Source organism: Pseudoalteromonas sp. SCSIO 43210 (assembly GCF_054133285.1).
Genome location: NZ_CP087225.1, coordinates 284,287 through 307,183 on the forward strand (window position 1 = coordinate 284,287; position 22,897 = coordinate 307,183).

The following is a 22,897-nucleotide window of genomic DNA, read 5'->3' on the forward strand; positions in this document are numbered from 1 at the left end:
ATTTTTTAATTAGTCAGTTCAGCCGACTCGACGGCATTGCTATATTGCAACTGCCATTGTGCTCGTAAGGTATCCATTATGTTCATAACTCGTAAGCTAGTACCCAGTGGTAATACGCTGCTTTGGGTTTGTTTTTGTAATATACACTGCGTGACATGTGCAATTTCAAACTTGAAATTTTCATTGTCGCTAAAGTTGTATTCAAAGTACTGAGGGTCTTGGTCGTTTATGTGTAGCTCTAGCGTTTGTGCACCTACAAACTGAGGTATTCGAATATAGCCAAGCTCACCATTAATACATGCTTCTGTTGGGCCATTTTGCTGCAGTGCGCTGGCAAGAGATGCAAATTGCCCATTACCGTAATCAACTATAGCAGTGCTTCGCTCATCAACACCGGTTGTGCTTTTATGTACAAAGGATTTGATGTGTTCAGGGGCTTTATTAAATACCACATCAGCAATCGAAATAGGATAAATACCTAAATCGAGTAGGGCGCCACCCGCTGTTACAGGGTTCATTAATCGATGAGTGTCGGCAAAGCTGCCAGGTAAACTAAAGTTGGCATTAACACTGTGTACATTACCAATAACACCTTCATTTAGGAGTTGTTGTAATTTTACTATGGCTGGTAAAAATCGCATCCAAACGCCTTCCATTAAAAAGCAGTTTTGTTGTTTTGCAAGCTCAGTGAGGCTTTGCAACTGCTTAGCATTAACGGTAATTGGTTTTTCGCTTAGCACGTGCTTATTGTGCTTTAAGCATTGGGCTATCGTTTTAAAGTGTTGATCGTGCGTATTGGCAATATAAATAGCATCTATATTTGGGCATTGCATAAGAGCTTGATAGCTCTCATAGCCTTGAATATTGTACGGTGTGGCAAATTCTTTAGCGCGCTGCATACTCGTTGATGCCGCGCCAATAAGCTGTGCATCACTACAATGTGCAATGCTTTTAGCAAAGGTGTGAGCTATATTGCCACACCCAATAATTCCCCAATTAACCTTTGCCATGCTTATTCCTTAAATTTATTTAAAAAGACGTAATTTGTAATCCTGAACCCGCTGAACATACGTAAATATCAGCATTTAGGCTAAAACGCTCAAAGTAATGCTTTTCTACCGCTGCTTTAATTAGTGGTACTTCAGCATCACGACACAAACATACAATTGCACCACCAAAACCACCCCCTGTCATACGTACTGCGCCGCGCTCGCCCATCGCTTCTTTACAAATTTCTACTAGGCCATCGGTTGCCGGTACGGTTACTTCAAAGTCGTGTTTAAGTGATTGGTGCGATGCTGCCATTAGCGTACGAAGTGCATCCATATCGTTATTTTGCAGTGCAGTAGTTGCTGCAATTACGCGGTCGTTTTCGCTAATTACGTGGTGTGCACGTTTATATTCGTTTTCGCTTAATGTCGCTTTTACTGCTTGCAAGCCAGTCATGGTTGCTTGGCGAAGTGTTTCTACACCCATTTTTACAGCAGCTTGTTCGCAGTCAATACGGCGCTGGTTGTATTCGCTATCAACTAATTTACGCGGGTAGTTTGAATTAACAATAACAATGTTTAAATCATCTGGTACTTTTACCGCCGTAGTCGCTAAGTTTTCGCAGTCAATTAAAAGTGCGTGACCATTCTCGCCTTTAGCCGAAATAAGCTGATCCATAATACCGCATTGGCAATGCATAAAGTCGTTTTCGGCTTCTTGGCCAAATAACGCAATTTTCTCTGGTGGTAAACCAAGCTGTGCAATATGGTTAAACATACCGCCAACAGCAACTTCGAGTGCTGCCGATGACGACAAGCCACTGCCTTGCGGCAAATTACTATCAATAAGTAGGTCAGCGCCACGTAATGTATGGCCTGCTCGTTTAAGTACAAAAGCCACCGCGCGAATGTAGTTACCCCATTGCGATTGGCCTTCAGTGATTTCTTCATCAACGCTAAAGCGGTCTTGCTCGCCTGGGTAATTTAAAGAGCGCACAGTGATAATATTATCGTCGCGCTGTTTAAACATAACTTGGGTACGAAACGCTAACGAACACGGTAAAACAAAGCCATCGTTGTAGTCGGTAAATTCGCCAATGAGGTTTACACGCCCCGGTGCTGCTGCAATACCTTGAGCAGGAGCGCCATACAGTGACAAAAATTGTTGTTGGAATTCGTTAAGCTTCATCTATGTGTCCTGCTGTATCTTTATAATGTGTGGTACTGGCTGCTTTTAAAATAGAAGCGGCGGTTTCTGCGCTTAAATCGCGTTGGCTTTCGCCTAGCATTTCGTAGCCTACCATGTGTTTTTTAACGGTAGCAGAGCGAAGTAGCGGCGGATAAAAATGTGCATGCAAGCGCCAGTGCTGCTCATCAGAGCCTCTATTGGCCGGTGCATTGTGCCAACCCATTGAGTAGGGGAAGCTGCAATTAAATACGTTGTCGTATTTAGTGGTTAATACTTTAAGAGCCTGAGCTAAAGAGTCGGTTTGTGCATCGTTTAGCTGGCTAAAGTTTTGAATGTTATCTTTAGTTACTAGCATTGTTTCAAACGGCCATGCAGCCCAAAATGGCACAACCACAAGCCAGTGCTCGTTTTCAAATACTACACGAGTTTGATCTGCTTGCTCTTTTTGCGCGTAATCGGCAAGCAAGGCTGTGCCATGCTTTTCATAATAGGCGAGCTGCTGGTTATCTTCGGCTTCAATTTCCGTTGATAAATGCGAATGCGCCCATACTTGACCGTGAGGATGAGGTTGCGAACAACCCATGATCTCGCCTTTATTCTCAAAAACTTGTACGCATTCGTACTGCTGTGCAAGCTCTGTGTAATTTTGTTTCCAAGTTTTTACTACTTCGTGCAATGCATTTTGGCTAAGCTCTGGTAGTGTTTTATTGTGCTCCGGAGAAAAACAAATTACGCGGCATTCGCCACTGGCTTCGTCGGCAATAAATAAATCGCTGCCTGACTCTAAGCTTTGTAATTGCTCGCTGGCATTAGGTGTGAGTGCGCCAAAGTCATTTCTAAATACATGGGTGTATTTGTAATCTGGGTTACTGTCGCCATTTGCACGGGTGTTGCCAGGACAAAGTGGGCAGCTGTCATCGTGTTTTGGTAATACGTTTTCGTTAACAGCTTCTGTTGCGCCTAACCATGGGCGATTATTACGATGTGGTGACACTAATACCCAACGACCCGTTAGCGGATTTTTACGTCTGTGAGTACTTTCTAATAAAGTCATATTAACTCTCCAACCCACTTGGGTAATTAGTTTGCCAGCGCCATGTGTCGTTTGTCATGTCGCTAAGTGTTAGTTCTGCGTGCCAGTTAAGTGTGTTTTGCGCTTTTGTGGCATCGGCGTAATTACAGGCAATATCACCTGCTCGGCGCGGTGCAATCTTATACGGAATATCTTTATTGGCTGATGCGCTAAATGCTTTAATCATATCAAGCACAGAATAACCTTGCCCTGTGCCTAAGTTATAAGCATGAAAAGCTGTGTCTGTTTTGTGCTGCATAAAAGCGGCAACGTGGCCTTTCGCTAAATCTAAAACGTGAATATAGTCGCGCACGCCGGTGCCATCTTCGGTGTCGTAGTCGTCACCAAAAATATTTACCACGTCGCGCTTACCTACTGCAGTTTGGGCAATAAATGGCATTAAGTTATTAGGAATACCATTAGGACTTTCGCCTAGTAAACCGCTTGGGTGTGCACCTACTGGGTTAAAGTAACGAAGCGCAATCCCCATAAATTGACTGTTGGCATTACATACGTCTTGCATGGCTTGCTCAACCATGACTTTAGTCCAACCATAGGGGTTAGTTGCGCGTATAGGATGCTTTTCGTCAATAGGGAGGTAGTCTGGCTCGCCGTACACAGTAGCCGATGAGCTAAATATAATATGGTTAACGCCTGCCTCTTGCATGCTCTGTAACATGCTTAATGTGCCCGACACATTATTTTGATAATAACGCAGCGGTTGCTCAGTTGATTCGCCAACGGCTTTTAAAGCTGCAAAGTGAAAAACAGCTTCGGCTTTAGTATGTTTTAGAGCGAGTTTAAATTGTTGCTCGTCTTGAATGTCACCCAAAATAAACTCAAACCGAGTACCTGTAATCTTTTCGAGTTGGTCAAGTACCCGCGCACTTGCATTAGATAAGTTATCATAAATAACAGGTGTAATACCTGCTTCATGCAATGCAATACATGTGTGGCTACCTATATAACCCATGCCGCCAGTAACTAAAACTTTCATGTTATTTCTCGAAAAGTATATTTATATGATAAATACTACTATTAAGGGGGTGTAAAAACAATAGTAATGATTAGAGCAAAATTCAAATAGAAGAATAAAAAACATTCGCTCATCAGATCCTCGCTTTATCAATTTATTTTATAAACTGATTCTATTACATGGCTAATTATCACGACGGTATTGGGGTGCTACGATAGCTGCATAATTTACTTTAAGACTGTAACTGGGCTTTAACTAACCACAACCCTGGTTAAGATATTTATTATCTAGAGTCCAGGTTAACTACTTTAATGTTGCACTGAGAGGGCATACACATGAAAAAAATCATTTTAATCACCGGTGCAACAGATGGCATTGGTTTAGAGACGGCAAAAATGTTACTAGCCCAAGGTCAGACTGTATTACTGCATGGTCGTAATATAGAAAAGCTTAATAATGTACAGACAATGTTAAACGAGCATTACCCGCAAGCAAGTACTCAAAGCTATGTGGCCGATTTAAGCGAAATGTCACAGGTACATTATTTGGCAGAACAGATAAGCGCAGATCATAAACAAATTGACGTACTTATTAATAACGCTGGTGTATTCAAGCTTGAGAACGTAACAACACCTGATGGCCTTGATGCGCGTTTTGCCGTAAATACATTTGCACCTTATTTACTGACTAAATTACTGTTACCACTATTAAATAAAAATGCGCGTGTAGTTAACGTATCATCGGCCGCGCAATCAAGCGTTAACCTTGATGCACTTATTGGTAATAAGGCGCTTTCGGATGGTGACGCTTATGCACAAAGTAAGTTAGCTATTACGATGTGGTCGCGCTATCTAGGACTTAAATTAAAAGAGGTAGGCCCGTTAGTTGTATCAGTAAATCCAAAATCGTTACTGGGTAGCAAAATGGTTAAAGATGCATACGGATTAGACGGTGGAGATCTAAAACTAGGAGCTGATATTTTTTATCGTGCTGCGCTTAGCGATGAATTTAACAACGCCACAGGTTTGTATTTTGATAACGATGCTGAGCGTTTTGCACCGCCACATATAGATGCATTAAACGAGACTAAAAACCAACAACTAGTTGATACATTAGATAGTGTTTTAGCACAGCTTAAATTAGGTGAATTATAATGAATAAACCTATACGTGGACTGCTGAGTGCGCGCTTTATGACAACTTTAAAGCCCTGCTACTGTGTTTATGAATCCAGTGGGTGATTTTGTAAAGTAATATAGATTTTTGATTGAAGACGAGTAAAGAGTTCACTGTTTACAGCGAACTCTTTTTTACTTTTTAGTGTTGTTCGGCTTGAAGTAAACGCTGGTATAGCCAATCTTTTAATTCTGAGCGAACATGCTTTAATTGATGCATTTGTTCATCGCTAATTGGCGCATCTTTAAGCTCCAATACTCTTATTTCTTTGTCTAACTTATCGTATTGTGTTGCCTTTTCGGCAAATTCAGAATCGTCAGTATTGAGTGTTGCAATGGCATTTAAATGATCTGGAAAGTCGTTTGTTAATGAGTGGTCTTCGCCTAACATATTCGCTCCTTAATAGGATATAAATGAGCTCACAAGTAAGTGAGTTGTTTAAGTGAATTATTACCTTCACATAATACACTGGGGTTTAAACAATCATAAATCAACCATTGCCAACTTAATTTGATATAGCGCAAACAACCGCTTTTACTTTTTAGCAGTTATTGTTTTTTCTAATAAGGGACTTCACCAAAGCAGGCAATAAAATGATCGATAAACGCACGTACTTTAGCGGTCAATAATTTATGGCTGGGGTATACAGCTGAAATAGTCGTATTAACTACTCGTGAAAAGCTTAGGGCTTGATATTATTGCTCAAGATGCGAGGAAGTAGAATAACCACAGAAGTTAAGCGACTATGAGTGGAATTAAACTTAAGTAACCTGAACTCTGGGCAATAAATCTATCTTGAGCTGCTATTTTAGTTAAAAGAGCAAGTTTTTAACGCTTTTTGCTAATTTATGTTGGTTAATTAATAGTGGTAGAATGCAGCGCTTAGTACCACTTGTGTGAAGTAGTGGTCAATAATTTATAAGGTCTGTTGTGTAATGCTGTTAATGATCGATAACTACGATTCGTTTACTTACAACTTAGTGCAATATTTTCAGCGTTTAGATCAAGACGTTTTAGTAAAACGTAATGACGAGCTAAGCATTGCACAAATAAAACAGTTAAACCCGAAACACATCGTGTTATCGCCGGGTCCTTGCTCACCTAACGAAGCTGGTATATCGTTAAGCGTGGTTGAGCAGCTAAAAGGGCAATACCCAATTTTAGGCATTTGTTTGGGACACCAAACCATCGCACAAGCTTTGGGTGGTGATGTCATTCGTGCTAAAAAAATTATGCACGGTAAAACATCGCCCATCGTTCATACCAATAAAGGTGTATTTAAAGGTTTAGCCAACCCATTAACGGTATGTCGTTATCACTCTTTAGTCGTTAAAGCACAAACACTGCCTAAAGAGCTTGAAGTAACCGCGTGGAGTCAAACCGAATTAGGTGAATTTGACGAAATTATGGGGTTACTCCATAAAGAGTTAGCGATAGAGGGAGTGCAGTTTCATCCTGAAGCTATTTTAACTGAACAAGGATTAGCACTGCTTGATAACTTTTTAATGCGCTTCTAATTTTTAATACCGATACTTATTTTATATTTACTAATGAATGGATGTTATGACTGAACTTGTAGCGCAACAACGAACAGCTAAAATACTTGACCAACGAGCACATGATTTATTGCTTGGTCATAGCTTTGCGCATCAGCAAATTGGTTTTATTCATACATTAGAAATAGAATATGGCGAGCCAATGAAGCAACGTACGTTGCTTCAAGTTGAGGTCGCAGCACAACATAAACGTCAGCAGAGCAGTACTGCGCATCATAAGTATCGAGCTCAGGCGAGTGAAGTACTTCACAAAGCAATAGAAACAGCTATTTTTAGGCAACTAAGCGACATGGATGCCGTAATCCTAAATACGTTAGGGATTGAAGATGGTATTGCAACTATTCTTGATCTTTTAGCGGTTAAGTCTGCAACTGTAGGGCGGCTAGAGCCTCTAGTAAACGATTTAAGCTGGCTTGGGCGTGAGTTAGTCACACTCGTTAATTTACCTTACTATCGAAAACAGCGTAGTAAAAACACCTCAGTAAAAGTAGATAGCCCCGCGCTTGCTCTGCGCTACATTGGCCTTGATAATTTACAGTTAGTCATACCTACTTTTGCAGTACGTCATTGGATGCCACACAGTACTGAACCATTTTCACTGCTAAAGCGCAGGCTACGTGATAGTGCAATGGCTAATGCGATTGCAGCACAAAAAATAGCGCAAATTAACAATGTAAACGATATTCATGCATTTACCCTTGGTATGCTTTTAGATGTAGGGCGAATCGCATTAGTGCGTTTATATTTAAAAACTTTTGAGCAAGTATGGCAACGTAAAGTACAAATAGCGCGCCAAGAGCAGCGCAAAGACTTGCACACTGCGTTATTAGAGTTAAAACCCGACCCGCTTTTTTTAACTACGTTACTTAATAACCAATCTTTAGCTATCAGTGCTAAAGTTATTGAGAAGATGAAATTTAAGTATTTGCCGTTTCAAGGGGTCATGCAGCAGTTGGTTAATGGAGTCGATAAGGGCGATACAATGCTACCTTTAACCGAGGTAATGTTAAAAGCGCGTTGCTACTCTCAATATCTAAATTTAAAAGAACACCAGCTTATTGAATCTGATGAAACAACAGCATGGTTTTCGTACTTTAAGTTCACTAAAACGGAACTAAAAACCCTCGAAACAAGTAATTTTACCAATCTAGCTATTCAAATTGACTAAAAACTTAAAATTTTTGTTAATTTTTTAGCGACTAATCATTCATTCTCACTCTATTGTTATATTGCATATTTAACACTTAAAGTGTGTGCGCCTCAGTGCTCATGCGGTTAGTTGTCTAAAAATGAACATAATTGACTATGCAAATAGTTATTCACTATCTATGAAATAATATCTTTAGCCCTTTATTTTAAAGGGATACATGAAAGTTTTTAACGAGACAGATTTAAGTAATTCTGAAATAATGTGCGTCTGAAAATTGAACCACAAAGCAATTTTGCGCAATTATCAGGTTACTGATCTTGCCTATAAAGTTGGTTACAAATAGTAACCAAACACCTATTTTGATGTTTTGTGTTGCTCACAATTAAGAGGAAATAAAATGACAGTCAATCGCGAATTATTTGATCACGTAATGGTTCCTAACTACGCACCTTCAAGCGTAATTCCTGTTCGAGGCGAAGGCTCTCGCGTATGGGATCAACAAGGTCGAGAGTTTATCGACTTTGCTGGTGGTATTGCCGTTAACTGTCTTGGCCATTGCCACCCTGCATTAGTAGGCGCATTAAAAGAGCAAGGCGAAAAAATCTGGCATCTATCTAACGTAATGACCAATGAGCCGGCACTTCGCCTAGCTAAAAAAATGGTTGATGCGACATTTGCTGAAAAAGTTTACTTTGCGAACTCTGGCGCAGAAGCAAACGAAGCCGCGCTTAAATTAGCGCGTCGTTTTGCACTTGATAAGTTTGGCGCAGAAAAATCACAAATCATCGCGTTCAACAAAGGTTTCCACGGTCGCACATTCTTTACCGTAACTGTTGGCGGCCAAGCTGCATATTCAGATGGTTTTGGCCCTAAGCCTGGCGACATTGTACATTGCGATTACAATGACCTTGCTGCATTTGAAGCACTTATCAGCGATAAAACATGTGCCGTAATGATGGAACCTCTACAAGGTGAAGGCGGTATTGTTTCACCAACTGATGAGTTTGCTCAAGGCGTTCGCGATTTATGTACTAAACATAACGCACTGCTTATTTTTGATGAAGTTCAAACAGGTGTTGGCCGTACTGGCGATTTATACGCATACCAAGGCTTAAACATAGTACCTGATATTTTAACTTCGGCTAAAGCACTTGGCGGCGGTTTCCCTATTGGCGCTATGATCACAACAACTGAAATTGCACAGCACCTTAAAGTAGGCACACATGGTTCTACTTATGGCGGTAACCCGCTTGCGTGTGCTGTTGCAGAAGCGGCATTTGATACAGTAAATACCCCAGAAGTACTGGCTGGCGTAAAAGAAAAAGCAGCATTATTTAATGAACTACTTAGCGCGGTTAACGAAAAATACAACGTATTTAGCGAAATCCGTGGCCAAGGTTTATTAATTGGTGCAGTAGTGAACGAGAAATACAAAGGTCGTGCAAAAGAGTTTTTAGTGGCAGGTACTGAGCAAGGTCTTATGTCATTAGTTGCTGGTGCGGATGTAGTACGTTTCACTCCATCTTTAGTAATTCCTGAAGCGGACATTCGCGAAGGTATGGCGCGCTTTGAAAAAGCAGTAGCAAGCGTAGTAAACGCATAAGCGACTTAAGCCAACCAATTAAGGGCAAGCACCGCTTGCCCTGCAATTCCTATTTACCGTTATTTATAAGGGAGCAAGCGGACTCATGATGATCCTTCGCCCAATCCAGCAAAATGATTATTCAGCATTACTGAAAATAGCCCACGAATCAGGGCATGGTTTTACGTCTTTGCCATTAAACGAAGAACTATTGCAAAAAAAGATTGACCATTCAGTAAGCTCTTTTGCTAAACAAACGTCACAACCTGGTGACGAAGGCTACCTGTTTGTTCTTGAAGATAGCGAAACCGGTGACGTTGTAGGTACGTCTGCAATTGAAGCTGCGGTAGGGCTTGATGATGCATTTTATCATTATCACTTAAGTAAAGTGATTCACTCTTCGCGTACATTAAACGTCTACAAAGCGGTTGATATTTTAACGCTATGTAACGACTACACAGGTGCTACAGAGCTTTGCACATTGTTTTTAAAAGATGGCTATCGTAAAAATTGTAACGGTAAGCTACTTTCAAAAGCGCGCTTTATGTTTATAAAACAGCATCAAGAGCGTTTTGCACAAACAGTGATCGCAGAAATGCGCGGTGTGTCTGACGAAAACGGCAGTAGCCCTTTTTGGCAGTGGCTTGAAGAGCACTTTTTCTCAATGGATTTTCCAACAGCCGATTACTTAACAGGTATTGGCCAAAAGGTTTTCATTGCTGAATTAATGCCTAAATACCCAATTTACGTAAACTTGCTAAGTAAAGATGCGCAAGCCGTAATAGGTAAAGTACACGACAACACTCGCCCAGCAATCGAGTTATTAAAAAGCGAAGGCTTTACGTTTAATGGCTACGTAGATATTTTTGACGGCGGCCCAACGGTTGAAGCCAAAGTAGATAACATTGCGACGATTCGTAATGCAAATCACTTTAACGTTGAAATTGGCGAAATGACTGGCGACACCATGGTGTTACTAGCGAACGAAAAGCTTGAAGATTTTAGAGCAACTGTTGCGCCAATGACATTTGACGAGCGCGCAAAAAGCCTTATTTTATCGCAAGAAATAGCAGATGCATTGCATTTGCAAGCTGGCGATATTGTTAGTGCAACCACGATTTAATTTAGGAGAAAGTATATGACTCATCCTGCACAATTTATAAATGGTCAATGGTCACAAGGCCAAGGCACAGAATTTAATTCGCTAAACCCTGCAAATAACGACGTTATTTGGCAGGCATCATCAGCAACTGCGGCGCAAGTAGATACCGCAGTAAATGCAGCGCGCGAAGCGTTTTACGCATGGGCTGATAAAAGCTTTACTGAGCGTTTAGAAATAATTAAAGCATTCGCAGCGCAATTAAAAGAAAACAGCGAAGAGCTCGCTATTACTATCGCACAAGAAACTGGTAAGCCACTGTGGGAAACGCGCACAGAAGCGGGTGCTATGGTTGGTAAAATTGCCATTTCTGAAAAAGCATTTTTAGAGCGCACTGGCGACGTAGAAAACGCAATGCCACTTGGCCGTGCGATGATTCGTCATAAGCCACATGGGGTTGTAGCCGTATTTGGTCCGTATAACTTTCCGGGTCACTTACCTAATGGCCACATTGTGCCAGCACTTTTAGCAGGTAACACGGTTGTATTTAAACCGTCTGAACTTACTCCTAAGGTTGCTGAGCTTACGCTTAAACTGTGGGAAAAAGCAGGCTTACCAGCTGGTGTAATTAACTTAGTTCAAGGTGAAGTAGAAACGGGTAAAGCCCTTGCTGCTCACAAAGGGATTGATGGCTTGTTTTTTACGGGTTCTTCGCGTACTGGTCATATTTTACATGAACAGTTTGCGGGTCAACCGGGTAAAATTTTAGCGCTAGAAATGGGTGGTAATAACCCACTTATTATTACTGACGTTGAAGACACTAAAGCGGTTGTTCACGATATTATTCAATCAGCGTTTATCTCAAGCGGCCAGCGTTGTACATGTGCACGTAAATTGTTTTTACCTAAAGGTAGCAAAGGCGATGCAATTTTAGAGCGCCTTATCACTGCAACTAAAGCGATTAAAGTAGGCAACTACGATGATGCAGACCAGCCATTTATGGGCTCTATGATCTCATCAGCGGCAGCAGCAGGCATGGTTAAAGCGCAAAACGAGCTTGTTGAGCTTGGCGCTCAAGTATTAGTAGAACTTGAGCACACAGCCAATACCGGTTTTGTAACACCGGGCATTATTGAGTGTACAAACATTAGTGACTTCCCAGATGAAGAGCATTTTGGACCACTTTTAAAAGTATTCCGCTTTGACGACTTTGACCAAGCAATTGATAAAGCAAACGATACAACCTTTGGTTTATCGGCTGGTTTATTAAGTGATAGTGCAGCAGATTATGACCACTTTTTACGTCGTATTCGTGCCGGCATTGTTAACTGGAACCGCCCAATTACTGGCGCATCAAGTGCAGCACCGTTTGGTGGTATTGGTGCGTCGGGCAATCACAGAGCAAGCGCGTATTACGCTGCTGATTACTGTGCATACCCAGTTGCTTCAGTTGAGCTTGAAAAAGTAGCGATGCCAGCAACGCTAAGTCCAGGTTTAAAAATAGATTAAGTACTACTTAATAACTACAAAAGCAGCTTCGGCTGCTTTTTTTGTATTGCTATCGTGCAAAGCTAGTAATTCGCGTCGCTTTCTGATTAAATCATGGCAATTAATTATTTTAAGGTGGTATAAAAAATGGTTTTAGATAGGCAAGGGTACGATGATTTGATCATGTATCTAACTCAAAATTTAGCATTGTTTGAGAAGCCAGGCGAGATAAAACCAGGTGCCCCAACAGTAATGGAATTAATTGAAGACGTCATTGCGCAAAATGTTATGCTTATTTGTGAGCAGCACACAGAGCTTAATACAGAGCAGCGTAGCTTAATTGTACGCGAAGTTGACGGCATAGTTTACGATTTAGAAGAAGTCCTCAGTAGTATCACCACACAGCCTGTCACGGTTGAGCAGCATGCATTTATAGATGAATTTGCTGGTTTAGTTAAAAACTTATTCGATAATGCAGTCTCGCAACAGTATTAATCAATTGCTTATATAGCCGCCTAGTACATTTTCATTTGCAACTGCGGCTAAGTTGCTTACAATCAAGAAAATATTTTTTGAGATAAGCACATGCAAGCAAATGTAAAATGGGTTGAGGGCGATACGTTTATCGGTCGTTCTAATTCTAATCATAATGTTGTTTTTGACGCCGGTAGCGATAGTGCCGCGCCAAGCCCTATGGAAATGGTTTTAATGTCGGTTGGCTGTTGTTCATCAGTCGATGTTGTCAGTATTTTAAAGAAAGCCAAACAAGATTTTTCAGACGTGCAAGTGCAACTCAGTGCAGAACGCGCCGAAACAGCCCCACGCGTATTTACTAAAATCAATTTACACTTTGTTGTTAAAGGTAATAATGTGTCTGAAAAACACCTTGCACGCGCCGTTTCCCTCTCTGCTGAAAAGTATTGTTCGGTTGCATTAATGCTTGATAAAACAGTAGAAATTACGCATAGCCACGAAGTTGTGCAAGATCAAGCAAAATAACGCTTTTTCCATAAGGAAAATTCGTATAAAATCCGCGAACTTTTCATTCTGCAGGTGCAGAGTTCACTAATTTATAGGTTGGTTTATTATGAACAAACCCTTCGATAAACTTAAACTTCATGGCTTTAACAATTTAACCAAAAGTTTAAGCTTTAGTATTTACGATATTTGCTACGCAAAGACCGAGCAACAACGTAAAGAATATATTGAATATATCGATGAGCAGTATAGTGCAGATAGACTAACCGACATTTTAGGTGAAGTTGTTGATATAATTGGCGCTAACATTTTAAATGTAGCGCGCCAAGACTATGAACCACAAGGCGCTAGTGTAACTATTTTGGTTTCAGAAGAACCAGTAGAAGAGCAGCAAAATTACGATGCTGACGAAGCACCAGGGCCATTACCTGATTCAGTTGTTGCGCACCTAGATAAAAGCCATATTTGTGTACACACATACCCAGAAGCTCACCCTGATGATGGTATTTGTACATTCCGTGCTGATATTGAAGTGTCTACTTGTGGCATTATTTCGCCACTTAAAGCGTTAAACTTCTTAATTCATAGCCTTGAGTCAGACGTGGTAACAATTGACTACCGTGTTCGTGGTTTTACCCGCGACATAAATGGCGTTAAGCACTACATTGATCATGCTATTAGCTCGATTCAAAACTTCATGACAGAAGATACTAAAGAAGCGTACCAAATGATGGACGTGAACGTGTATCAAGAAAACCTGTTCCATACCAAAATGATGTTAAAAGAAACCGACTTAAATACCTATTTATTCGGCCTTTCTACGGCAGATTTATCAGAGGGCGAAGAAGACGAAATTCGCTCAAAACTGACCCGTGAAATGCAAGAAATATTCTATGGCCGTAACCTGCCAGATACAGAATAATAGCAACGAATTAAATTAAAAATGGCGCTCAGTGAGCGCCATTTTTTTTGCTTTATTTTACAAGCAATAATTGTGTTTGTCGGCCATTTAAATACCAGACACCGCTTTTATCAAAAATAGCGTCCTCTTCTAGCATTATTCTTATTTCTTTGTTCCACTGTTTTATAAACACCGCATTGTTGAGCTCAATAGAGTAAGCCGTATTTAAATGCAGCGGATAGTCACCATCTCCCGGTACACCTTGCTGAGAATCCCACATACCTAATGTAGTACCAGCAGCGTGACCATGATAGCCAAGAGGATGAGTATAAATAGTGGGCTTTAATCCCTGAGCAATAGCGGCTTTTCGTGCTGCAGCTAACACTTCATTACCTGTTTTTCCTACCGCAAATTGATTGGTAAATATATCTTGTAGTTTATTACCGCTTTTTAGTGCTTCAACTAAGTAATTAGGCGCACTCGTTTCGTTTTCTTTGAGCACATACGCATGCTGCTGCGTGTCGGTATTTAAGCGTAAATAAGTAATACCAAAATCGACATGAAGTAAATCGCCGGCTTGTATAACGTTATCATCGTAGCCATTGGTAAAGCTTTCTTCATGATTAAACGACTTCGCATCGGCGCGCTGAATAGCAACGCTTGGGTGAAACCATGTTTGTAGTTTTAGCTCTTTTACGCGCTCTCTAAACCACCATACCAAGTCATCGCTAGTTGTTTTACCTACCGTAATTGTTTTACCCGAAAACCCCTCTGCAATAATATGATGGGCAATAGCCACAATGTGTTTATACATTTCAACTTCTTCAGGAATGCGTTGCTCTAACCACGCGACAGCAAGCGGCTCTGCAGAAATTATTTTATTGTGATAATTGGCGGGCAAGTTAGCCATTAAGGTTTTGTAATCGCCTAGCACAAGGCCATCGGCATGTGCCCAGTCGGTAGAAGTATTAAGCGCAATGTTACGAGGTTTGTATTGCTCAATAAGCGTATTGAGTGCCTGCCACTGGCTAGGTTGTGTTTGCTTATCCCAACCTTTTTTAAATACATTACCTATTTTATAAGGTGCAATAGCGTAAGCATCAACCTCACCTTGTTTATTAAGCGCAAATAGCAAAATAGTAGTGCGTCTGGCTGAGAGCCATGTTGCAGGCAGCATTGTTTTTAATATTGGATCTTCATTGTATTCGCGGCTTATAAGAAGCCACATATCAGTGTTGTGCTGCTTCATTAACGAGGGCATTAAGGTGTTAACCCTAAGCTCAGTTATTTTATTAATAAGCGCAGCGCGCTCTTTCATTGATAAAATTGTTGGGGGTTCTGAAGCTTGAACTAAAGGGCTTACAAATAGTGTTGCGAGCAAACATGCGCTTATTAGTAATAATTTATTGTATTGCATAGTTGGGCTATTTTTAGGCTAATTTATACTTAACATGCCAGAACCCACACTATAAAAAAATAATTTGAGACAAACCGTACAAACAAAAAAGCCCAGCTAATTAACTTAGCTGGGCTTTTTTGTATATAGCGTATTAATTAATCATGCTGTAAATAAGTGCAAATACAGCAAGTGAGCCAACCGCTAATATAAATAGCGTGCTTAAACGGTTACGGTATTTATGAAGTGCAGGCACTTTATAAACTGCAATCATTGGCATGATGAATAAAATCATCGCGATGATAGGGCCCGATAACTGATCCATCATATCTAAAATACTTGGGTTTTTAACAGCGCAAAACCAAATAGCTAAAAACATAATTAACACACCAATTTTATCGGTAACGCCAGCGCTTAAGCTTGTTTGTTTAGTTACTAAACCTGTAAAGCTTTCGCGTGCACCTAAAAAATGACCCAAAAACGACGATGTAATAGCAATAAAGGCAACAAGCGGCCCAAGTGTGGCAATAAACGAGTTATCAGTAATGTTAGCAAGATAGGACAGAACCGATACGTTAGCCGCTTTAGCAGCGGCCATTTGCTCGCCTGTAAGCGACAGCACGCAAGAGAACACAAATAACAGTACAAAGGTAATAAGTAGTAAGCTAGTGCGCTTTAAAATCGCCTCAGACTTATGTGTTGCTTGGTTACCGTAATGGCCGCGTTGCACGTTTACAAAGCTTGAGATAGCCGCTGCGTGGCTAAACGAAAATACAATAATAGGAATCGATAACCACAACGTTTTACCAAAGCTGCCCATTTCAGGCATGCTCATATCGGGCACTTGCCAGCTTGGGATTAAATAAAGTGATAAAAACAATAATATACCCACAAGCGGATAAACTAAGATAGCAAAGGCACGTAGCATTAAGCGCTCGCCGCCCATCATTAAGCTAATCATACCTGCAACTAATACACCCGAAAGTAATACGCGAGAAGGTGATTCCATCCCCATTTGATTAACCATAAAGCTATCCACAGTATTGGTTAAGCCCACACCGTAAATAAGCAAAATTGGGAATATAGATAAAAAGTACAACAAAGAAATTAATCGACCTGCAGTCACACCAAAGTGCTCTTCAACTACATCGGTAAAGTCGGCATCTTTATTTTTCGATGAAAGTACAAAGCGTGCTAAGCCTCGGTGGGCACAAAAGGTCATTGGGAATGCTAAACACGCCATAATAATTAATGGCCAAAAACCGCCAATACCAATATTAATAGGTAAAAATAAAATACCCGCACCAACGGCCGTGCCAAATAGACTTAGCGTCCATTGTGTATCGTGTTGGTTCCATTTTGAGGTAGAAGAGTGTGTGTTATTTATTGGTGCATTTGAAAGCGTTGCACCTTGAGGTGTTGTCATGTGTGTGCTCATCCATTATTTGTAATAATAATTGCGCCGAAGAATATAGTTTTTGACTAAATTTTTCATGTTTTGAGCTGGTTTTAGAATGAATTAGTTGTAGTGGTTTAGTGACTAACTGTCATGAATATGAAACACCGATTTAAAAGTGAGCAATGTATAAAGTAATAATTATACAATGTGTTGTTTATTTGAACGAAGTAACTGCTGTCAGGTTTTTTTGTATGAAACAAAGTTTTTTATACGCTGCAGATATTACATAATTTATCGCGATAAGAGCTTTAGCTTATTAGAGCGTGTTGATCTTTGGTCGTTGAATTTTCAACAGCATGTTTGCATGTAAGCCAACAAGGTAACGCAGGAGCTGTTACCGAGCTGGCTATGTTATAAATCTCGTGCCGGGATTAAATTTCCCCTAGATAGAACAAACTTTAATCTTGAGAGGTCACAGACCTTAACTAATAGCAAAAGATGATTTTTCATTTGAACTGCAAAGGTTACTTTTATTTACTTCTTTAGGCACTCGTTTTGCAGCCAGTTTTACGTAAAAAGCAGGCAATACAAAAAGAGTAAAAAGGGTTCCTATAAGCATTCCTGCTACTAATATAATGCCAATACTATTTCGGGCTTCAGCCCCAGCTCCAGATACCATTAATAATGGGAAGTGTCCAAGAACAGTGGCAGTAGTGGTCATTAAAATAGGCCTTAATCTAGTTGATGCAGATTCAATTACGGCTTCTATGCGGCTTTTACCTTGCTCTTGTAGGTGATTTGCAAATTCGACAATTAAGATACCGTTTTTTGCAATCAGACCAATGAGTGTGATTAAACCGATTTGAGAATAAATATTGATAGTCGTTAATTCAAAATACGACAGCATCAACGCGCCAGCCATTGCCAAAGGTACACTCCCAATTAACACAACTAGAGGGTCTCGAAAGCTATTAAATTGGATACTAAGCAGTAAGTAAACAATGACCAGTGAAATTAGCATAACGCCTAATAAACTATTACCTTGTTGTCTTATTTGTCTAGACTCTCCGGCATAATCAACAGTGTATGAAGGGGGGAGTAATTCTTTTGCGGCATTTTCTAATGCTGAAAGTGCCTCTTCTTTTGTGGAGTTAGGTAATACGGCTCCAAATATGCGAAAGGCATTTTGCTGTCCAAAGCTATTTAATTGTCTAGGAACTGTTGCCCATTTAACTTCAGCTATTGCAGATAATGGCACGCTGGTTCCATTAATTGATTTAATGTTTAAGCTTAGTAATTTTCCAGGATCTGACTTTACATTTCGGTCAATAACAGGGATTACCTGATAAGCTTTTCCTTGCGCATCAAATCGATTAACGTAGTTATTTGATAAAAGAACACTCAGTTGCTGATTGACATAAGCGAGATCCATTCCTAAATCGGCAATTTTATCGCGCTTTAATTGTAATTGTATTTGGGGTAAATCGATTTTTAAATCAGTGTCTGCGTATAAAAAGTGCCCACTAGCAAATGCTTTACCTATAAGTTGCCCCGCATAGCTTTGCATTATTTCAAAACTATCGCTGGACTTAACGACCATTTCTACATCGAATTGGCCCGCAGTAGGAAGTGGCGCTGGAAGAATGGGCAACGGGTTGACTCCAGGGGTTTTAGCCAAGCGTCCATAAACCTCAGGAAGAATTGATTTAGTAGTGTAATCTCGTTCGCTAGCACTTATAAATTCAATACCGCCAAAAGCACTATTGGTAAAAATGTTCTGCCACATTTGAGTTGTGCCGGGTATTTCTAATAAGCTATCAACCATGCCACGAATGTTATCTTCATTATAAGTTAACGATGACTCAGGGGGGGATTGTACAAGTACAAATATGCTGCTTTGATCCTCAACTGGCGCAAGCTCTTTTTGTGCACCTTGGTAAAATGGTATTATCATAAGGCTTAACGCAATTGCAGCAACAATCACTTGATTTCGCCACGACAATAAAAGAGTAAGTAACAACGCATATTTATTTCTTAGCTGATCAAATACCCAGTTTACTTTTTTTGTTAATTTAGTTTCTTGCCCTTCAGCAGGGATAACATACGCGCTCATTATTGGTGAAAGTGTGAGGGCAACAATGCCTGATATAAGCACTGATATTGCTAGGGTAAAAGCAAATTCTTTAAATAATACGCCGGTAAGTCCAGACAGAAAGCCAATCGGTAAATACACCATTGTTAGTGTGAGAGTCATTGATACAATTGGTACAAACAGCTCTTTGGAGCTTGTGAGCGCAGCGTCAATTTTAGATTTTCCTGCACGAATATGACGTGAAACATTTTCTACAACAACAATCGCATCATCAACCACCAAGCCAACAGAGAGAACAATAGCAAGCACGGTTAGTAAGTTTAACGAAAAACCGACGACATACATTGCGGCAATAGCACCTAATATTGAAATAGGAATAGTCACTAAAGGTACCGCTGAGCTTCTAAATGAACCCATCATAAAGAGAACAACAACGCCTACTAGAATAACCGTCTCAATAAGTGTTTTAAAAATCTCATTTAATGCATCGCGCATATATAAAGTACCATCATAGGCATAACCAATGCTGATACCATCCGGTAAAGTCTTATTAATTTTATCGGTTAATGCGTAAAGTGCGTCACCAACTTCAATTTCATTTGCACCTGGCTGCGGCCAAACTGAAATATAAACAGTATCATGCTGATTTAAGCGAGCACTTACCGTTGGCTGCTCAGAGCCAAGTTCAATATGGGCTACATCTCTCAGATATATAACATCATTATCTATACGTTTTACAATTAACTGCTCAAATTCATCGATACTTTTCAATTGTGTATTAGCGACCAGATCAATTTTTTGTTTATTAGTTTCTATATAACCTAGCGTAGCTATTGTATTATTTGCAGCCAACGCGGAGTAAATATCGTCAGCGCTAAGATCAAATGCTTCTAACTTTGCAGAATTTAAATGCACGCGCATCGCAGGCGTTCTACTGCCTTCAATTGCGACTCTTTGAACACCCTCAATATCTGTAATTATAGGAGTCACTTGCCTTGATAAAAAGTCGGTTAGTTGTGTAAGTGATTCGCCCTGATGCCCTATATTTAAATAAAATAGCGCATGAGGTCGATCGGTACGCTTAACGCTAACAATGGGATCCTCAGTATCATTCGGGAGCATATATTTAACTTGGCTAAGACGAGCAGTAAGCTGTGATAAAGCCCGAGTACTATCTTCGTTTAAATTTAAGTAAGCTGTTACAGTGCTATTCCCTGCAATTGTGACTGATTCAACATAATCAACACCTGGAACCGTAGCGGAAATACGTTCTATTGGTTCTGTAATAAAACCTTTAACTGTATCAGCTGATGCGCCTACGTAGTTAGTTGAAATAACTAAAGATGAACTTTCAATTTTTGGAAACTGTAGCACAGTCACCTTAAGCACTGACCAAATCCCAGCAATACAAATAATAGCGGATAAAACGATTGCAAGTGTTGGTTGTGTTATGAATCGATCCATAAAATGATTGTTTTTCATAATGATACCTTAGGAGATAACGTATCTTCCATAGCTACAGTACGCTCTGAATTAAGCAAGTATGCTCTTAAACCGTCACGCAATTTAAATGCTCCATGACTTGCGATTAATGCGCCTGAGGTTAAGCCATTGGTGATCATAACGAGATCCCCAATACGTTCGCCTAATTCAACTTGTGTACGCTTAGCGTATGTTTTTCCTTCCTCGTCTTTATTTAATAAATATACATAGTTCCCTAATTTACCTTTAATAACTGCTAAATATGGGATTGCAACAACCTCTTTTTTGTTGCCAATAGGTACCTTAATTTTAACGAGTTGATTTGAATTTAGTTTAGTATTTCCTAATGTAATTTTTGCACGGTATTTCAGCTGTCTTGAGTGTTTTGACATTTCTGGTGCAACAGAGGCAACTTGTGCAATTATTTCTGTCTGTGTGTCATCAAGTAGCGTTAATACTACCGGCGTATTAATTGCTAGCTCTGTATAGGTTTGCGGGAGAGAAAAATCGACCCACATATATTTTTCAATACCAATGAGCTGAGTTAGATTTGTATTAGCAGGTAAAAACTGACCGACTTGCAAGTCATGTATACCAACGCGGGCTGTAAATGGTGCTGTAATCACTTTTTTAGCAATTTTAGCTGAGAGTAGATTTATTTCTGCTTGGTATTGAGCAAGTAAAGCCGTTGATTCATCTAATTGCTGAGCGCTCAATTTATTTGAATTATAAAGGCTTTTATATCTCTTTACGGTGGTGTTTTGTAGTTCAAAGCGTGATTTAGCTATTTGCAGTTGTGCTTTTTCCTCCTCGTGTTCTATTTCGAGTAACGTATCGCCTGCATAAGTAATACCGCCAGATTGCAAATAGAGTTTTGTAACTTTACCTGCTGATTCATTAATTAACGATAATGTTTTAGGGGCTTTTACGATACCGCTAATATCTATATGTGACTGATGAGCAACTTTTTCTACATACATAGCTTCGACATTAGCCGATTGTTCATTGCCTATATTGCTGCGCGCATCAATGATGTTACTTTTAACTGCAAAGCTGCCCGCTATTAAAATTGCTAGTATGCCTGTCGTTGTAATCCATGGAATGAAATTCATAATTAGCTCCTTGTGTGCATCTAGTAGGTAATATGCTTGGGTGAAGTTTGTTTATGTAAAGTATCTTTGTATAAAGATATGTAATTAAAAAAATTTGTCAATAAACTTCACCCATTATTTTTACGCTACTTCTCTTTTATTACTAGATTGCTTTGCATGGGCAACAGCTAAATGCCCTGCAACACGCGCTGTATTGATCAAAACGGCACTGTTAGCTTTAGCTGAACGCCCTTTAGTTACTTCATCAATTGCTTTCATAATGTACTTAGTGACTTTATTTCCACTGATCCCTTGCGCTTGAGCCGAGCTAATTGCCGCGTTGATAGCATCATTAACATCATCACTATCAATGGCATCTTCGAGCTTAGTGGGTGTTGTAATTAATACACTGCGCTTATTATCAAGCAGCCATTGGGTTTCAATTATGTCGGCTAAAATAGATGCATCATCTATCCGTTGTGGTGCTTTATAGCCACTTGAGCGACAGTAAAATGCAGGGAAATCATCAAATTGATAAGATATAATAGGGACATTGTGGGTCTCTAAGTATTCAAGTGTTAAACCTAGATCGAGTATGTTTTTTGCACCAGCACATACAACGGCAACCCGTGAACGTGTAAATTGCATAAGATCTGAAGAAATATCCATCGTATTGTTTGCTCCTCTATGAACGCCACCAATGCCGGCAGATGCAAAAAAGCATATTCCTGCTAACTCAGCTGCAATAATAGATGAGGCAACGGTGGTTGCACCCAATTGCTTAGTCGCTAATACAACGGGTAAGTCACGCGTGCTGACTTTAGGTATATTTGCGGTTGTTGCAAATAACTCAATCTCACTTTCATCCATGCCAATTAGTAATTTACCATTAGCGACTCCAATGGTTGCAGGGATTGCCCCCGATTCACGAACTGCTGCTTCTACTTGTAACGCGGTGTGTTTATTTTCAGGGTAATCTAAGCCATGCGTTATAACATTAGACTCAAGTGCCACGACCGCAAGCCCTAACTCAAGAGCCCGTTTAATTTCAGGCTTAATAACAAGATTTATCTTTGTATTGTTCATTTTATTTTTCCTCTAATAACTTGGTTTTTTAATTAATTTATATTTTTGCTGAATAATATGTTTGTTATAAACACGTTGTCGCCAATTTTTCGGTTGCTCTGCATGCAGTGCGATTGAAATAAAGTCGTTATTGCATTTAAACTCTTTACTTATCAGTGCCGAAATTTTTTTCACGAGCCTATTCTTGGTAGAACTG

The 22,897-nt window shown here is 40.0% G+C and carries 20 protein-coding genes; 9 read left to right on the forward strand and 11 right to left on the reverse strand.

The features are described from left to right. Positions 1-5 precede the first annotated feature (5 nt). From LOS73_RS01215 to galE, 4 genes are read right to left on the reverse strand one after another with little or no spacing between them, the layout of a single operon-like run. Complete coding sequence (locus tag LOS73_RS01215) at positions 6-1,010, reverse strand: Gfo/Idh/MocA family protein (RefSeq protein WP_033039433.1); 1,005 nt, start codon at positions 1,008-1,010, stop codon at positions 6-8. A 19-nt stretch (positions 1,011-1,029) separates the two neighbouring features. Continuing rightward, positions 1,030-2,178, reverse strand: coding sequence for a galactokinase (galK, locus tag LOS73_RS01220; RefSeq protein ID WP_033039431.1), 1,149 nt, complete (start codon positions 2,176-2,178; stop codon positions 1,030-1,032). Beyond that, positions 2,168-3,232: a UDP-glucose--hexose-1-phosphate uridylyltransferase gene (locus tag LOS73_RS01225; RefSeq protein WP_457934342.1), complete on the reverse strand. Its 1,065-nt coding sequence runs from the start codon at positions 3,230-3,232 to the stop codon at positions 2,168-2,170. The genes galK and LOS73_RS01225 overlap by 11 nt, the downstream gene beginning before the upstream one ends. A 1-nt stretch (position 3,233) precedes the next feature. Then, complete coding sequence (galE, locus tag LOS73_RS01230; RefSeq protein ID WP_024593405.1) at positions 3,234-4,247, reverse strand: UDP-glucose 4-epimerase GalE; 1,014 nt, start codon at positions 4,245-4,247, stop codon at positions 3,234-3,236. 314 nt (positions 4,248-4,561) lie between these two features. On the opposite strand from galE, the gene LOS73_RS01235 reads away from it, so the two are divergent. Next, positions 4,562-5,380, forward strand: coding sequence for an SDR family NAD(P)-dependent oxidoreductase (locus LOS73_RS01235; protein WP_008133404.1), 819 nt, complete (start codon positions 4,562-4,564; stop codon positions 5,378-5,380). A gap of 162 nt (positions 5,381-5,542) precedes the next feature. Here the strand turns inward: LOS73_RS01235 and LOS73_RS01240 are convergent, their stop codons facing one another. Further along, the gene (locus LOS73_RS01240) at positions 5,543-5,791 is read right to left on the reverse strand and encodes a YdcH family protein (RefSeq protein WP_007376258.1); all 249 of its coding nucleotides are present in this window, start codon (positions 5,789-5,791) and stop codon (positions 5,543-5,545) included. A gap of 545 nt (positions 5,792-6,336) precedes the next feature. Between LOS73_RS01240 and LOS73_RS01245 the strand changes: the two genes are divergently transcribed. The 8 genes from LOS73_RS01245 to speD all read left to right on the forward strand — a co-directional run bounded on the left by LOS73_RS01245 (position 6,337) and on the right by speD (position 14,176). Further along, the gene (locus tag LOS73_RS01245) at positions 6,337-6,918 is read left to right on the forward strand and encodes an anthranilate synthase component II (RefSeq protein WP_007376259.1); all 582 of its coding nucleotides are present in this window, start codon (positions 6,337-6,339) and stop codon (positions 6,916-6,918) included. Positions 6,919-6,964: 46 nt separating this feature from the next. Next, a complete protein-coding gene (locus tag LOS73_RS01250; protein WP_457934343.1) occupies positions 6,965-8,125 on the forward strand; it encodes an HDOD domain-containing protein in 1,161 nt (386 codons plus the stop codon). A gap of 379 nt (positions 8,126-8,504) precedes the next feature. Continuing rightward, positions 8,505-9,710 (forward strand): aspartate aminotransferase family protein, encoded by a 1,206-nt coding sequence (locus LOS73_RS01255; protein WP_457934344.1) that lies wholly within the window; start codon positions 8,505-8,507, stop codon positions 9,708-9,710. Between the two features lie 85 nt (positions 9,711-9,795). Beyond that, positions 9,796-10,812, forward strand: coding sequence for an arginine N-succinyltransferase (gene astA, locus LOS73_RS01260; RefSeq protein ID WP_008133413.1), 1,017 nt, complete (start codon positions 9,796-9,798; stop codon positions 10,810-10,812). Between the two features lie 15 nt (positions 10,813-10,827). Beyond that, on the forward strand, positions 10,828-12,297 hold the full coding sequence (gene astD, locus LOS73_RS01265; RefSeq protein ID WP_007376263.1) for a succinylglutamate-semialdehyde dehydrogenase: 1,470 nt from the start codon (positions 10,828-10,830) through the stop codon (positions 12,295-12,297). 126 nt (positions 12,298-12,423) lie between these two features. Next, on the forward strand, positions 12,424-12,771 hold the full coding sequence (locus LOS73_RS01270) for a DUF3802 family protein (protein WP_007376264.1): 348 nt from the start codon (positions 12,424-12,426) through the stop codon (positions 12,769-12,771). A 90-nt stretch (positions 12,772-12,861) separates the two neighbouring features. Further along, on the forward strand, positions 12,862-13,275 hold the full coding sequence (locus LOS73_RS01275; protein WP_457934345.1) for an OsmC family protein: 414 nt from the start codon (positions 12,862-12,864) through the stop codon (positions 13,273-13,275). A gap of 88 nt (positions 13,276-13,363) precedes the next feature. Then, positions 13,364-14,176 carry an adenosylmethionine decarboxylase gene (gene speD / locus LOS73_RS01280; protein WP_007376266.1) on the forward strand — a complete coding sequence of 271 codons (813 nt, stop codon included), beginning with the start codon at positions 13,364-13,366 and terminating at the stop codon, positions 14,174-14,176. 52 nt (positions 14,177-14,228) lie between these two features. Here the strand turns inward: speD and LOS73_RS01285 are convergent, their stop codons facing one another. The 6 genes from LOS73_RS01285 to LOS73_RS01310 all read right to left on the reverse strand — a co-directional run bounded on the left by LOS73_RS01285 (position 14,229) and on the right by LOS73_RS01310 (position 22,875). After that, positions 14,229-15,572 (reverse strand): M24 family metallopeptidase, encoded by a 1,344-nt coding sequence (locus LOS73_RS01285; protein WP_457934346.1) that lies wholly within the window; start codon positions 15,570-15,572, stop codon positions 14,229-14,231. Positions 15,573-15,705: 133 nt separating this feature from the next. Beyond that, complete coding sequence (locus LOS73_RS01290) at positions 15,706-16,977, reverse strand: aromatic amino acid transport family protein (protein WP_457934347.1); 1,272 nt, start codon at positions 16,975-16,977, stop codon at positions 15,706-15,708. A 454-nt stretch (positions 16,978-17,431) separates the two neighbouring features. Next, a complete protein-coding gene (locus LOS73_RS01295) occupies positions 17,432-20,524 on the reverse strand; it encodes an efflux RND transporter permease subunit (RefSeq protein ID WP_457934348.1) in 3,093 nt (1,030 codons plus the stop codon). After that, on the reverse strand, positions 20,521-21,636 hold the full coding sequence (locus LOS73_RS01300) for an efflux RND transporter periplasmic adaptor subunit (protein ID WP_007376271.1): 1,116 nt from the start codon (positions 21,634-21,636) through the stop codon (positions 20,521-20,523). The genes LOS73_RS01295 and LOS73_RS01300 overlap by 4 nt, the downstream gene beginning before the upstream one ends. 120 nt (positions 21,637-21,756) lie before the next feature. After that, entirely contained in the window at positions 21,757-22,701 is a 945-nt protein-coding gene (locus LOS73_RS01305; protein ID WP_007376272.1) for a pseudouridine-5'-phosphate glycosidase, read from the reverse strand. A 12-nt stretch (positions 22,702-22,713) separates the two neighbouring features. Further along, positions 22,714-22,875: a tautomerase family protein gene (locus LOS73_RS01310; protein WP_007376273.1), complete on the reverse strand. Its 162-nt coding sequence runs from the start codon at positions 22,873-22,875 to the stop codon at positions 22,714-22,716. Positions 22,876-22,897 lie beyond the last annotated feature (22 nt).